The 13,345-nt window shown below is 70.0% G+C and carries 13 protein-coding genes; 6 read left to right on the forward strand and 7 right to left on the reverse strand.

The window, feature by feature from the left end:
- Positions 1–179: 179 nt before the first annotated feature.
- The gene (locus RHM57_RS00625) at positions 180–818 is read right to left on the reverse strand and encodes a DUF1684 domain-containing protein (protein ID WP_134560823.1); all 639 of its coding nucleotides are present in this window, start codon (positions 816–818) and stop codon (positions 180–182) included.
- Positions 815–1,378 (reverse strand): hypothetical protein, encoded by a 564-nt coding sequence (locus tag RHM57_RS00630; RefSeq protein WP_322136572.1) that lies wholly within the window; start codon positions 1,376–1,378, stop codon positions 815–817. The genes RHM57_RS00625 and RHM57_RS00630 overlap by 4 nt, the downstream gene beginning before the upstream one ends.
- Positions 1,379–1,420: 42 nt before the next feature.
- Between RHM57_RS00630 and RHM57_RS00635 the strand changes: the two genes are divergently transcribed.
- The 4 genes from RHM57_RS00635 (at position 1,421) to RHM57_RS00650 (ending at position 4,159) form a co-directional block, all read left to right on the forward strand.
- Positions 1,421–1,855 (forward strand): EVE domain-containing protein, encoded by a 435-nt coding sequence (locus RHM57_RS00635; protein WP_241984918.1) that lies wholly within the window; start codon positions 1,421–1,423, stop codon positions 1,853–1,855.
- Positions 1,856–1,920: 65 nt separating this feature from the next.
- The gene (locus RHM57_RS00640) at positions 1,921–3,192 is read left to right on the forward strand and encodes a hypothetical protein (RefSeq protein WP_322136571.1); all 1,272 of its coding nucleotides are present in this window, start codon (positions 1,921–1,923) and stop codon (positions 3,190–3,192) included.
- A 20-nt stretch (positions 3,193–3,212) separates the two neighbouring features.
- Positions 3,213–3,794, forward strand: coding sequence for a hypothetical protein (locus tag RHM57_RS00645; RefSeq protein ID WP_134449714.1), 582 nt, complete (start codon positions 3,213–3,215; stop codon positions 3,792–3,794).
- Between the two features lie 62 nt (positions 3,795–3,856).
- Positions 3,857–4,159, forward strand: coding sequence for a DUF427 domain-containing protein (locus tag RHM57_RS00650; RefSeq protein ID WP_134449713.1), 303 nt, complete (start codon positions 3,857–3,859; stop codon positions 4,157–4,159).
- A gap of 1 nt (position 4,160) precedes the next feature.
- Here the strand turns inward: RHM57_RS00650 and RHM57_RS00655 are convergent, their stop codons facing one another.
- Positions 4,161–5,273, reverse strand: a complete 1,113-nt coding sequence (locus tag RHM57_RS00655) for a hypothetical protein (RefSeq protein ID WP_322136570.1) — start codon at positions 5,271–5,273, stop codon at positions 4,161–4,163.
- Positions 5,274–5,582: 309 nt separating this feature from the next.
- Between RHM57_RS00655 and RHM57_RS00660 the strand changes: the two genes are divergently transcribed.
- Positions 5,583–6,359 carry a nuclease-related domain-containing protein gene (locus RHM57_RS00660; protein WP_322189278.1) on the forward strand — a complete coding sequence of 259 codons (777 nt, stop codon included), beginning with the start codon at positions 5,583–5,585 and terminating at the stop codon, positions 6,357–6,359.
- 36 nt (positions 6,360–6,395) lie between these two features.
- Here RHM57_RS00660 and RHM57_RS00665 read toward each other — a convergent pair whose 3' ends face one another.
- Entirely contained in the window at positions 6,396–7,991 is a 1,596-nt protein-coding gene (locus tag RHM57_RS00665; RefSeq protein WP_322136568.1) for a glycosyl hydrolase family 18 protein, read from the reverse strand.
- Between the two features lie 511 nt (positions 7,992–8,502).
- On the opposite strand from RHM57_RS00665, the gene RHM57_RS00670 reads away from it, so the two are divergent.
- The gene (locus RHM57_RS00670; RefSeq protein ID WP_416172970.1) at positions 8,503–10,518 is read left to right on the forward strand and encodes a glycosyltransferase family 2 protein; all 2,016 of its coding nucleotides are present in this window, start codon (positions 8,503–8,505) and stop codon (positions 10,516–10,518) included.
- Positions 10,519–10,603: 85 nt separating this feature from the next.
- On the opposite strand, the gene RHM57_RS00675 is transcribed toward RHM57_RS00670, so the two are convergent.
- The 3 genes from RHM57_RS00675 to RHM57_RS00685 all read right to left on the reverse strand — a co-directional run bounded on the left by RHM57_RS00675 (position 10,604) and on the right by RHM57_RS00685 (position 13,314).
- The gene (locus RHM57_RS00675) at positions 10,604–11,098 is read right to left on the reverse strand and encodes a SprT-like domain-containing protein (protein WP_322136567.1); all 495 of its coding nucleotides are present in this window, start codon (positions 11,096–11,098) and stop codon (positions 10,604–10,606) included.
- Entirely contained in the window at positions 11,098–12,504 is a 1,407-nt protein-coding gene (locus tag RHM57_RS00680; protein WP_322189280.1) for a PQQ-dependent sugar dehydrogenase, read from the reverse strand. The genes RHM57_RS00675 and RHM57_RS00680 overlap by 1 nt, the downstream gene beginning before the upstream one ends.
- Before the next feature lie 264 nt (positions 12,505–12,768).
- Positions 12,769–13,314, reverse strand: a complete 546-nt coding sequence (locus RHM57_RS00685; protein ID WP_322136565.1) for a hypothetical protein — start codon at positions 13,312–13,314, stop codon at positions 12,769–12,771.
- Between the last annotated feature and the right edge of the window lie 31 nt (positions 13,315–13,345).

Genomic DNA, 13,345 nt, shown 5'->3' on the forward strand with positions numbered 1-13,345 from the left:
ACATCCGTTCGCCGTAAGAATGTTCATTCGCAATATGCGCTCGGCCCACCAGGCAGGTGTGCCGCCGCAACAAGAAGAGGGCGTTCTACGACGCAGCGAGCGCAGCGATGCATTCGCAAGTGGTTTCAGTCTAGCGGATGCTGTCAAGCACCCTCCGAGGAACCCCCGCTCGGTGCGTTCTAGTCGCGGTCGCCGGTGTAGAACTCGCCGACGGGTACGTCCACCGCGACCGTGTTGCCGGCTTGCGCGAGCGGGCACGCCCACATCGGGTCGTAGGCGCAGGACGGGTTGTATGCGAAATTGAAGTCGAGGATCAGGGTGTCGTCGCCGACCCCCGGTCCGAGGTCTGCACCCTTGATCGTGTCGAGCAGGTAGCGCCCGCCGCCGTAGGTTCCGCCGGGTCGTCCGGCGAGACCGTCCTTGAGCGGCAGGAACAGGCCGCCGCCGTAGCTGCCCAGTCGCCACAGGTCGATCGGGCCGAGGTAGGGCAGCCGCACGATGCCGACCAGGTCGAACGGCACGGTGCCGTCCGTCCCGGTCTCGACCGCGATCCGGTGCGGCTCCGGCGCCCGGTGCACCTCGACCTCGAAACGCCAGTCCGGGTCGTACGGCGCGACTGTGAGCCCCGTGAACGCGGACCGATCGTCGGGCAGCAGCGGAGACGACGGATGCCCCGCGAACAGGTCGTCGCGCCCGCTCCGCCAGAGCTCGTGCCCCGCCGCAGGGTTCTGCACGCTCAGCTGGCGCACGCCCGCATACAGTCCGGTCACGCGGCGGCGCCAGTCGGCGAGCTGCAGGGCGCCCAGCGTCGAACTCATGCCGACACCTCCGTCGGCGCAGAATCCCCGTCGGATTCGTCAGGGGCAGCGGATGCGGCGTCGACCGCGTCGACGCCCACGTCGAAACGCCAGGTCGGGGCCAGCCGCTTGAGCTGCAGCATCCGCCACTGCCACATCGCCCAGAACACCGGCCAGCTCGGCAGGGTGAGCGCGCCGGTGCGGAAGACGAGCTGGTCGCGGTAGAGCGTCTTGCCGGTGCCGGCCGGGTCTGCCGACACCGCCATCCGGTGGTCCCAGAGCGTCACGGCCTCGAGGGCGCCGGAGACGCCCCGGCCGGTGTCGCGCACGATGCGCACGCCGTCGCGCCGCTCGGTAGACATCTGCAGCCGGATCACCTGCTTGCCCATCGGCAGGAGGCCGAGCGCGCTCAGCTCGACCGGGTGCTCGCCGGGCTCCCAGATCGAGGGGAAGCCGTCGGCCTCGAGCGACTCCACGCTGATGAGGGGCGAACTCACCTCGCGGAAGACGGCGGGGCTCTGCAGGGCGCGCCACGCGGCATCCGGCGGGCAATCGAGGATTTCTTTCAGGAGAACACGCATGCCCCCAGTCTGTGGCGCTGGGGCATGCAGTACAACTGAGGAGTGGCAATTCGGTACTGGCTCGGGGTCGCGCAGCGCGATAACGTGCAGCGGGGCGTCGCCATGGGCTTCGCGCAGGCCGGCTACCGGCTGCGCACCACGCTCGAGGGCATGCGGGAGAGCGACGGCGTCGTGTACTACTCGCCGAAGACCGCCGTCGAGGGCGAGCTGCTGCGCGAGTTCACCGCGATCGGGTTCGTCGCCGAGGGGAACGCGTACGAATTCCGGAGCCCGGAGACGCCCTCCGGCACCTATGTGCCGTGGCGGCGGCGCATCGACTACGACACGGATGCCGTCAGCACGTCGATCCGCCCGCTCCTGAACGTGCTCGAGTTCACCCGGGAGGATCCCGACTGGGGCTACCAGCTCCGCCGGGGGCTGCTCGAGATCTCCCGGCACGACTACGACGTGATCCGGCGGCAGATGCGCCGCATGTAGGCGCCGGCACGGCATGTTCACGGGTGCTCCCGCTCGCCCCAGCCGCGTTGATTAGACTCGCGGCTATGACTGGCGATCTCTGGTGGGTGCCCTCGGCCATACTTCTCGCGTTCGTGGTCCTCGGGGTGACCCTCGTCGTCGCATCCGCTCGTCGTCGTCGCCGCGACCGCGAACAGGCCGAAGCTGCGGTGGTCGCCGAACGCGCACGCGCCGCAGCGATCTCCCTGGTGCGGGCCGATGACCAGGTCGGCGCCGCGACCGACGAACTCGGGTTCGCGGTCGCCCAGTTCGGCGAGGCGGCGACCCGGGACTTCGCCGCGGCCCTCGAAATCTCCCGCCGCCAGCTGCGCGATGCCTTCGCCCTGCAGCAGAAGCTCGACGACAGTGTTCCGGACACCGAGTCCGAACGCCGACGCTGGACCGAGCAGATCATCGCGCTCGCCGCTGAGGCGACGACCCGCCTCGCCGAACAGGACCGCGCCTTCACCGCCCGCCGAGGCCGCGAGCGCGACGCCCCGCTCCTCCTCGAGCAGCTCACCCGGCGCGTGGATCGGGTGACCGATCGGGTCGCAGCGGGCGCGGCGAGTATCGACAGGCTCCGGCTCAGTTACGCCCCCACCGCGCTCGCCGCGTTCAGCGGCAACGTGGCCGAGGCCCGCACAGCCCTCGGACAGGCGAAACAGGCCACGGATGCCGCCGCCGCTCATCTCGCGGCCGTCCCCGGCTACCCGATCGGCGATGAGCTCTCGGCAGCGGAGCTCGGGCTCTTCCATGCCGGCAAGCTCCTCGACGCGATCGAGACCGGAGAGGACCAGCTCCACATCGGCTATGCGACCCTCAGCGCCGCACTCGACTCCGCGGACGCCGAGATATCCGAGGCGCGCACCCTGCGCGACGGGCACGAGGAGTCCGTCGCGGCAGCCGACCTGAACCGGGTGATCACGGCCGCCGATGCGATCGTGGCCGAGTTGCGGCATCCGTCGCGGGTGAGCGACCCGGCCGCCGACCTCGCCCGGCTGCGCGAGGTGCTCGACGGGCTCGACGTCACCCGGTCGGAGGCTCGCAACCAGCAGCTGCGACTCGACAACGCGCGGGCCGCGCTCGCCGGCGCGCTTTTGGCCGCGCGCAGCCAGGGCACTGTGACCCGCGGCTTCATCTCGGCCAACCCCGGCCGGGTCGGTGCGGAGGCCCGCACCCGCCTCGCCGAATCCGAGCGGCTCGTCGCCCTCGCCGAGGCCGAGGCCGACCCCGTGACCGCGCTCGACGCCGCGCGCCGGGCGATGACCCTCGCAACGGATGCCGACGCCCTCGCCCGCTACGACGCTCGCTTCGCCTGACCGACGGGTAGCCTTTCCCGGTGAGTGAATTCCTGCCCCAGCAGAAGTACCAGGTCCGCTTCGACGTCGGTCTCGCCGGGTTCCAGGCGCTCGCCGGGGACGCGGACGTGATTATCCTCGCGGATGCCCTGCCCACCGTCGGCGACACGGCACCGGCCACGCCCCTGGGCGGGCCCCGCGTGATCGTGGCCGACCTCGGCAACCCGGCGCGCGTCGCCGAGTGGGTGCTCGCGCGTCAGTCCGAGAAGGCCGACCGGTTCTCCGTCGCCGTGATCGCCGTCGGCGAGCAGCGCCGGGACGGTTCCCCGCGCCCGGCAGTCGAAGACTTCCTCCTGGCCGGGGAAGTGATCGACGAACTCGCCCGCCTCGGAATCGACCACTGCTCGCCGGAGGCTGCCGCCCCCTCCGCCGGGTTCCTCGGACTCCATCGTGCCCTCCGCCACCTCGTGAGCGCGTCCGAGACCGCCGTGGCCCTCGGCGCGGCCGGTCGGGGCGACGAGGTTCGCTCCGCCATCGACCTCGCCCGGCCGCACACGGCCACGGATGCCGCCCGGCAATCCGCCGAGATTCGCCGTGTCCGGGAATTCCGGTTTCCGGCCTGACGTTTCATCATCCGCAACCGCCTCGCACCAGCCCGATTCACCGACCGAACCAGGAGCACCCCATGAAGGCAGTATTCAACGGCACCACGATCGCCGAAGCCCCCCAGTCCGACCTCGTCAAGATCGAGGGCAACTGGTATTTCCCGCCGGAGAGCGTCAAGCCCGGTTTCCTCGTGGAGAGCGCGACGCCGTACACCTGCCCGTGGAAGGGCGAATGCCAGTACTTCAGCCTCAAAGACGGCGATGCCCTCCTGCAGGACCGCGCCTGGAGCTACCCGACGCCGTACCCCGCTTCGTTCGACCGGGTCGGCCAGGACTACAGCGGCTACGTCGCCTTCTGGAAGGAAATCTCCGTCACCGAGTAGGTCAGACGCGCGCCTGCGGTGCGTGCGTCGAGCGGGCGTGTGCCCGCACGAGGTACCCGACCGAGCGCACGGCGATACTGCCGATCACGAGGGTCACGGTGGCGAGGATGCCGGTTCCGGCGACCGCCGACACCCAGTCCCCCGACGCCCCCAGGTTCACGGCCGACCCGGTCCCGGCACCGGGCGCTGCGGCATCTCCGATCCAGTGCAGGGCGTAGGTCCCGCTCGCCGCGGCCGTGAAGGTGAACGCCCAGAAGCCGAGGTCGAACCCGAGCCGCCAGTAGGCGGCGAGCATCATCACCTGCACGAGGATCAGCAGCACGAACGTCCCGAGCAGGACGGTCTCGAGGGTGTCGAGCCGGCCGCCGTTGGAGGCGAACCAGGCGTTCCCCGCGACCGCGGGCGGGGCGGAGAAGATCGCGAACGTCGGCAGCAGGCGGGCAGGAAGGGCGGGACGGAACGCCATCCTGCCGAGGATGAGCGCACCCAGCAGCATCCAGAACAGCAGCCCGACCCCGATACAAGCGACGCTCAGCGTCGTCCAGCCGAACGTTCCCGCCGACTGCCCTGCGATGAAGGCGGCGGCGACCGTCGGAAGAAAGTACCCGGCATGGAGTGTGTCGATGTCGCGCATCCGGAGAGCCAGTTGCGCGACAGACCACGCCCCGAAGACGAGCGCCACGACCAGGAACCCGACGACGACCCCTTGCACCAGCGCGACCAGGAGCCCGGCGGGCGATCCCTGCAGTACCCCCGCAAGCGGATGCCCTGAACCGGAACCCGCGGACAGGGATACAGCGACATGGGTGCCCAGCAGCATCCCGGTTGTGGGCGCGAGGGCGGCGAACGGTGCCTGCACCGGGTCGGCGAGGTCCGCCCGGATCGTCCCCCCGTTGTTCCGGCTGCGCACGAGGTAATTGGCGAGGACCGCAACCCAGGCGACGAGCGCGAACACCCACAGGGCCTCACCGATCCCAGCGGGCGTGCCGAGGACTCCCGCGGCCATCGTCCAGGTGCCGGCAAGGCCCGAAAGCCCGAAGGGGATGCCGAAGCTGGTCAGCGGGGCCCGCCCGGTCCGCAGGACTCTCCGGAACGCACGAGGGGAAGCCGGCATGATCGTTCCCCTCGGGCCTCTGTTGAACGGACAGTTGTCCTCTCAATAGAATACCGGAGTCGGAGTGACGTGCCGCAAGAGGGCAGCGCGGGGCCGTCAGGCGCGTGCGTTTCGTTCGTTCCGGCCTCGGGCCGGCGTGCCCAGGAGAGGTACGTGAGGGGGCCGACCGAACCGCATAATCCCGTTGAGTAAGGACACGCCCTTGTTCGGGGGGACAATTGGCTGACAGGATTTGCGATCGCGCGTAGTAAAAGTATCGGACCGACAGACATGGTGAGGCTCAGCGGCGGCGGCATGTACAGGCGGCGGATGGCGGAATCCGTGATCGACAAGCTGCTGCGCGAGCAGACCGGAACGCCCGTGCGTTCAGCGTGGCACCGTTTCCGCGGGCGTTCCCCGCTCGGCAAACGCTGCGAGGGCTGGTACCTGGCCGCACTCGGCGAGATCGCTGTCGGGAAGAGCCTCCAGGCGCTCAGCTCCGACTGGACGATCTTCCACGCGCTTCCGATCGGCCTCGAAGGCTGGGATATCGACCACCTGATCGTCGGCCCCGGTGGCGTGATCACGGTCAACGCGAAACAGCACCGCTCGGCACGCATCCTCGTCGACAAGGCCGTGCTGACCGTCAACGGACGCACGGTGCCCTACCTCCGCCACGCCGAGTTCGAGGCGAACCACATCACCGACCTGATGAGCGACCGGCGCGCCCAGACCGCACCGGTCCGGCCGACCGTGGTCTTCGTCGGCGCCCGCGAGGTCAAGGTCAGGGCTCGCCCGCCGTTCGTCACGGTGCTCGGCGTCGACGACCTCGTCGGCTGGCTCGAGGCGCTCCCGGTCGTCCTCGACCAGAACGAGTGCGGCCGGTTCACCGACCTGTTCGACAACCCGGCGATGTGGGCGAACGTGCCCGTCGAGACCGGCGACGACCTGATCGAACGCTTCCAGGCCCTCGACGCGGAGGTCCGCGCCGCCAGCCGACAGCGCCGCGTCTACATTCCGCTCGCCATCTTCCTCGGCGCCGGCGCCGGCGCCGGCTTCTTCAGCATCGTCGGCCTCCTGTCCGAGGCGATGGGCCTCTCCGGCTGACATTCCGTAGGGTTCGCGGGCGCGCAGGCGCCCCGGCTACCCGATGCTGTCGGTGTCCGCCGGGATCGCAGGCAGGCCGAGCAGCACCCGCAGCTGGGCGTCGGTGAGCGCCACCCACGGGGAGGCGTCCGGATTCTCGGCAGCGGCATCCGGGCTGTCGCCCTGGGTCCACCACTTCGCCTCGAAGGCGCCGGTGTCGAAGAGCACCCGCTGGCCCTTGGTGTAGATCGTCGTGCCGGACCACTCCGGGAAGCTGCCCGCCGGGAGCGTCAGCGTCGGCACCGGCGTCTCGCCGGCGAGCACCGGCCCGATCAGCCGCCACGGCGTCTCGGACGCCTGCAGCACCGGGTTGTCCGGCAGGTCGCCCTGGGTCCAGTATTTCGCCGCGTAGACGTTGTGGTGCCAGACGACCCGGGTGCCCTTCGGGTACGCGATCGTGACCGACCAGATCCGGTACGGGCTCGTCGCGGGATCGTCCGTGGCGGCGGGGTTCTCCGTCGCGACGCCGGTCGCTTGCGCGGTCGAACTGTCGCCGGCGCTCGCGGCCGCGCTTCCCGTGAACGAAGCACCGAGAACGTCCGCGAACAGCACGGAACCCTGCTCGACGCCGCTGCACGAGTCGGAGACCTGCTTCACGTCAGGATAGTTCGCCCCGCAGCTCGCATCGCGGTTGAGCGACCACATCGACATGCGGCCGACGCCGTTCGCGAGCGCGAAGCTGTTGAGCGCCACGGCGTCGGCGAGGGTGAAGATCTCGCCGGGCACGTCGTTCTGCCCGATCATCGCGGTCGCGCCGAGCTTGTTCCAGAGCGTCTTCGACCCGAGCGGCTGGCCCACCCGGCGGTAGAGCGTGGACAGCTGGCCGTGGGCGGCCTGCAGGGCGCTTGTCGCGGCATCCGCCATCGACTGCCCGGCGGCGCGGGAGGAGCCGAAGTCCATGGTCATTAGGTTCACGCCGCTGAGGTTGACGCCGGCCGTCAGCAACTGGGTGACCGCGTTCGTCCCGTCCTCGGTGAGGCCGTCCGGGGTCGTCGGCAGGGTGAGCCAGATCGCGAGCGGGGCAGCGGATGCCGCAGCGGCCTTCTGCAGGGCGGCGAGCGCCACACCGCGGCGCGCCCCGACATCCACGTCAGTGAGGTTCGCGCCCTCGAGGTCCAGATCGATGGTGCTCGGCTTGTAGCGCTCGATCACCGAGGCATACGCGGCCTGGAGCGCTGCGGGGTCGGTGCAGGCGACGGACAGCTCCTGGTTGATCGCCCCGCCGAACGACACGATCACGTCGCCGCCCTGCTGGGTGCGCCGCGCCACGCGCCGGTCGAGGTCGAGATCGCTCTCGGCTGCGGCCATCGTGTAGAAGGTGCCCCAGGTCGGAGTGCAGGCGTCCGTTGGGTCGGCGACGATGAAGGAGAGCACGACGTTGTCGCCGGCGGCGGAGGCGGGATTCTCGAAGGCGAGGCTCGGCGTGGCCGTGACGTCGACGTAACCGGCCATCCACGGCTTGGCGCTCACGGATGCGGCGTCCGCGATCTGGTTCCAGCCCTGGAACCCGGCGAAGACCAGGCAGCCGGCGACGACGAAGACACCGATCAGTCGCACGACCGACAGCCGGCGACCGGGAAAACGTGTGGACATCTGACTCCAAGTCCTCACGTGGATTATTGCAGTGATCGGGAGCACTCTCCGCGCCTAGACTGTGGGGACCGTGACCCCGAGGTCGTTGAACCGGGTGCGCGCGCGGGGACGAACCGGATCATTCTGCGGTTCCTGCTCGTCTCAGGATAGGAAACAGGCACGTGGCGACACCGGAATCAACAACGCAGCGGGATGCCCCGGTGCGGCGGGGGCGGAAACGTCGGCACCAGCGGCATCCGCTGGGGAAGCGACCGAGACCCAGCGGGCGCGTCGCCGGCAATGGGGATCGGAGCGGCGCAGCGAACCACTGTCGATCGTGCACCCGCGGCCCAGCACACGTGCGATCCTCTGGGCGCGCGTCGCCATCATCGCGACGGTCGTCTTCTGGGCTTACTACCTGCTCACGACCATCGTGCGCCTGTTCGTCGACACCCCGCGCCCGGACTTCACATTCACCATGGAGGCGATCGGGTATGCGGTCGTGGTCACGTTCCTGACCTTCTCGGCACTGATGTATCTCGTCGCGCGACTCGGTTCGATGTATCGCTATCAGAGCCATGTCCGGGTGCCGCGCGGCGAACTCGACCGGCATTTCGGCAACTACCGGCAGGGGATCACCGTGCTGGTGCCCTCGTACGCCGAGGAGACGCACGTCGTCCGCGCCACGCTGTGGTCCGCGGCGCTGCAGGAATTCCCCGAGCTGCGGATCGTCCTGCTCCTCGACGACGCACCGTACCCGACCGACCCGGAGACCCTCCGCGTGCTCGAAGCGACCCGGGCGCTCGCCGGGGAGATCGGCGAACTGCTCGCGGTGCCCGCCGGACGGTTCCAGCGCAGCGTTGAACGCAGGCTCGACCGGTTCCTGGACGACCCGCAGGTGACGGCGGCGGATGTCCGTGACCTCGCGTCCGACTACGCCGCCGCCGCGGACTGGCTCGAGGAGATGGCCGGGCAGGAGGAGGTCCACGACCATGTCGACGAGTTCTTCGTCGACCAGGTCATCATGGGCCTGGCCAGGGAGCTGCGCCTCAGCCTGCTCGCACTCGAGGCGGCGGCCGAGGGCGCCGACTTCCCCGACGCGGACCAGATCGTGACGCTGTCATTGCGCCTGGCGCGGATCTTCACCACCCGGCTCGACTACTTCGAACGCAAGAAATACGCCTCCCTCTCGCACGAGGCGAACAAGGCGATGAACCTCAACTCGTACATCGGACTGATGGGCACGTCTTGGGTGACGGACCACACGGCAGAAGGCACCGTGCTGCGTGCCGCCGTCGGCGAGACCGTCGGCGACTTCACCGTGCCGGACACGACCTACCTGCTCACCCTCGACGCGGACTCCCTGCTGCTGCGGGACTACTGCGTGCGTCTCGTCTACCTGCTCGAGGAGCCGGAGAACGCCCGGGTCGCCGTCACGCAGACGCCGTACTCCTCATTCCACGGGGCCCCGACCCGCATCGAGCGGGTGGCGGGCGCGTCGACCGACCTGCAGCACATGCTGCACCAGGGCATGACCTACTACAACGCGACGTTCTGGGTCGGCGCGAACGCCGTCATCCGCAAGAAGGCCATCGAGGACATCGTCGAAGTGGAGGAGGTCGGCGGGTTCGAGATCCGCACCTACATCCAGGACCGCACCGTGATCGAGGACACCGAGTCGAGCATCGACCTCGGCAGCCACGGCTGGACCCTCGTCAACTACCCCGAACGCCTGAGCTACAGCGCCACGCCGCCGGACTTCGGTTCGCTCATCGTGCAGCGCCGCCGCTGGGCCAACGGCGGCCTGCTCATCCTGCCGAAGTTCTGGGACCAGCTCAGGGAGCGTCGATTCCGCCGCGAGCGGGTTCGCTGGAGCGAGGTCTTCCTCCGTACTAACTACATGGCCTCGATCGCCTGGTCGAGTTTCGGGCTCGTGTTCCTGCTGGCATTCCCCTACGACAGCCGGCTGCTCAGCCCCTTCGTCTTCCTCGCGGCCCTGCCGTACTTCCTCGCGATGGGCAGCGACCTGCGCGAGGCCGGCCATCGCTTCAGCGACGTGTTCCGCATCTACGGCTTCAACCTCGTGCTGCTCCCGGTCAACCTCGCCGGCGTGCTCAAGTCTTTCCAGCAGATGTTGTCGGCCGAGAAGATCCCGTTCGTGCGCACCCCGAAGGTGCTGAACCGCACGGCCGCGCCCGCGCTCTACGTGATCGTTCCCTACCTGATCGTGGCGTTCTCGCTACTGACCCTGTACCGGGACATCAACCAACAGAACGTCGGAAATGCCATCTTCGCGGCGTTCAACGCGGTGGCGACCGGTGCGGCGATACTGATGTACATCGGCCTGTGGAACTCGGTCGTCGACGTCTGGCTGGGCCTGCTCAACTTCCTCTACGTCGATGTGAAGAAGCCGAAGCAGCCAGCGGGGTCCCGGATCGACCCGGGCGCGCCGGTCGACTGGCAGGGCATCCTCTACCACGGGGACCGGCGGCTCAACCGGGACAGCCGCACCTCCAGGGACCGACGTCACCGGATCGGCGTGCGCTAGGCATCCACCGCCCGTCGGGCAAGCGCCTGCTCCGGTCACGCCCGCTTCTGTCACGCCCGGCCGGTGGCCGGTCTCCCGGCCCGCCCTAGAGTCCGGCCGACGCCGCGGCGCGCCGCCGAGCCGCCGCAGTGATCTCCCGGCTCGTCCAGGTGACGAGGTGGTCACTGTTGAAGCCGCGCCCGCACAGCCCGCAGGCGAGGGCGCGCGTCGGCCTCCGGTACCGGTAGTGGATATGGCCGGCCGGGCAGACGCCCACCCACGGGGCGAGCTCGTTGGCGATCTCGCCGTCGTGCGTGCGCTTGCCGTCGTAGCCCAGGTCGCGGGCGATGGACCTCCACTTCGGGCCGTGGCCGGCGCGCGGGCCGGCGAGCGCGTGCCCGACCTCGTGCAGCAGGATCTGGTGCACGTCGTCGTCCTCGTACCGAGAGGCGAGGTAACGCGAGATCGTGATGCGTTTCGCCGTGAAGTTGCACAGCCCGGCGCGTTTCTTGGCGTTGTCGAACGCGAAGGTCCAGCCGGCGTCGAGGTGCAGGTCGATGAGCGCTTCGGCCCAGCGCCGCACGCGGGTGAGGTCCGCCATCAGGGCGCCGCCGCAAATCGGGCGGGCTCATTCGCTCGCTGCGCCACCCGAATGCCACGCGCCAGGGGCGTGGTCTGCTCCACTCGAACCGAGTAGAGCTTGTCGTCGCCGTCGGCTCGGATGCCGCGGCCGTCCGTGTTGTTCGTCACAAACCACAGTGTGCCATCCGGGCCGGGCACCACGTCACGCAGCCGGCCGTAGGTGTTGACAAACCACGCGCTCGCCGCGCCTGTTGAGGAGTCGACCCGCCAGAGTCGTTCGCCCCGCAGCGCCGCGAGGAACAGAGTGTCCCCGATGATCGCGAGCCCGCTCGGACTGGCCTCGGACGTGCGCCACTGCACGACCGGGTCGGTGTACCGCGGGTCGTGCGCGATGCCTTCGGCGTCCGGCCAGCCATAGTCGGCTCCCGGCGTGATCAGGTTGAGTTCGTCCCACGTCGACTGCCCGAACTCGCTCGCCCACAGCCGGCCGCGCGAATCCCAGGCGATGCCCTGCGGATTCCGGTGCCCATATGAGTAGACGAGCGTCCCGAACGGATTGTCCGGCGGCACGGCGCCGGTCGGCGTCATCCGGAGAATCTTCCCACCGAGCGACCCGAGGTCCTGCGCGGCGGCGGTGTTCCCGGCGTCGCCGGTCGTCGCATAGAGCATTCCGTCCGGCCCGAAGCGGATGCGCCCGCCATCGTGATTGCCTGCCCGCGGGATCCCCGAGAGCACCGGTTCGGAGCTCCCGAGCGTGAGGCTTCCGAGGGTGCCGGTGAGCGGCATCCGCACGATCTGGTTGGAGGTGGTGCCGGTGAAATACGCGTACACCCAGCCCCCGGGTCCCGCGCTGGGGGCCCCGACGGCCGCGGCCGAGTCGGCGAGGTAGGCGAGGCCGAGCAGCCCGCCCTCGCCGCGCGCGACGACACCGGGAACCGTGCCGGCATCGCGGAGTCCGCCGGACAGCAGCTCGCGCACGCGTGCGGTGCCCCGTTCACTGATCAGGGTGCCGCCGCCGGGCAGGCGAAGGATCGACCACGGCACCTCGAGGCCCGAGGCGAGGACGACGGGGTCACCGACCGGCTCGACCGGCCCCACGCCCTCACCGGGGCCCTGGCCGGGTCCGGCGTTCGGGTCGCCCGGTTGCGCCCCGTGGTCAGGACTCGGCACACCGGTCGAACCCGGGGATGGCGTCGCGGGCGACGGCCCCGACGATGCGGATGCCGCCGCGGGCGTTCCTAGCGCGTCGGAGGTGCACGCCACCAGTACCGGGGCGATCAGCGTGACCACTGCGAGCACGGCCAGGTGCCGGACCACCCGGCCGGCATGGTGCGCCGAACGCCGGGCATGCCGCACTCCACGCGGCTGCGTCGGCGGGAGTGCGCATCCCTGTGCCGGCTCGTGCGGCGGCATCCACTCGTCCACTGCGACCTCCCGACTCCTCCTGCACCGGCCCGCTGCCGCGGGGCCTGCCCTACCGTGTGCCCGCGCATCCGGAACAGTGGGGGAACCGGCTACGCCCGTTCCCCCAGAATGCCCCCGTCCACCGACATCGACCACCGGGTTGCCGCAGCGTCCTCCGCGTGGTCCGTTCCCGCGACTGCCGTCGCGACTGTTTGCGCAGCCCGCTCCCACATCGCGGGCGCGGCTTGCGGAAACCGACGCGGGCGCGAGCACGCGCCAGGGGGGTTAGCGGCCCTGGCCCCGCTCGGCGATGATGGACTCGACGACCGCGACGGCGACGAGAGACCCTTCGAGCTGCTCGACGGATGCCCCGGCCTTCTCCCGCAGGAACACGGCGGCGGTGAGGTCGGTGAGGGCCCCCTCGAGGTCGCCCTGCTCGAACAGGACCTTCCCGCGGTTCTCCCGCGCGAACGCCGCAACCGCGCTCCACTCGTGCGTCTCGGCCTCGAGAACGCAGTGGGTGAGCTCGCTCGCGGCCTCATCGAGCTTGCCCTGGAACTGCATCACCTGGGCCCGGCGGATGCGGCTGGCCGCGAGTTCCTCCCGGGATCCGGTGAACCGGGCCTGGCGCAGGGCGGCGTTGGCCATGTCGAAGGCCTCGTCGAGGCGTCCGATCAGGCGCAGCAGCGCGATCTTCTCGTTGAGCGCGGACAGGCTGCGCAACTCGCCGAGTTCGTCGAGGCGCTGCCCGGCGGCGAGCAGGTCGACTTTTTCACGGAGGGTGACGGCGTCGTAACCAATGATGATGGGCAGGGTGTAGTCCAGAGGCAAGGGCGGCCGGGTGTGCCGCGGACGATCGGGT

It is taken from the genome of Cryobacterium sp. 10S3 (assembly GCF_034344045.1).
Lineage (GTDB): Bacteria > Actinomycetota > Actinomycetes > Actinomycetales > Microbacteriaceae > Cryobacterium > Cryobacterium glucosi.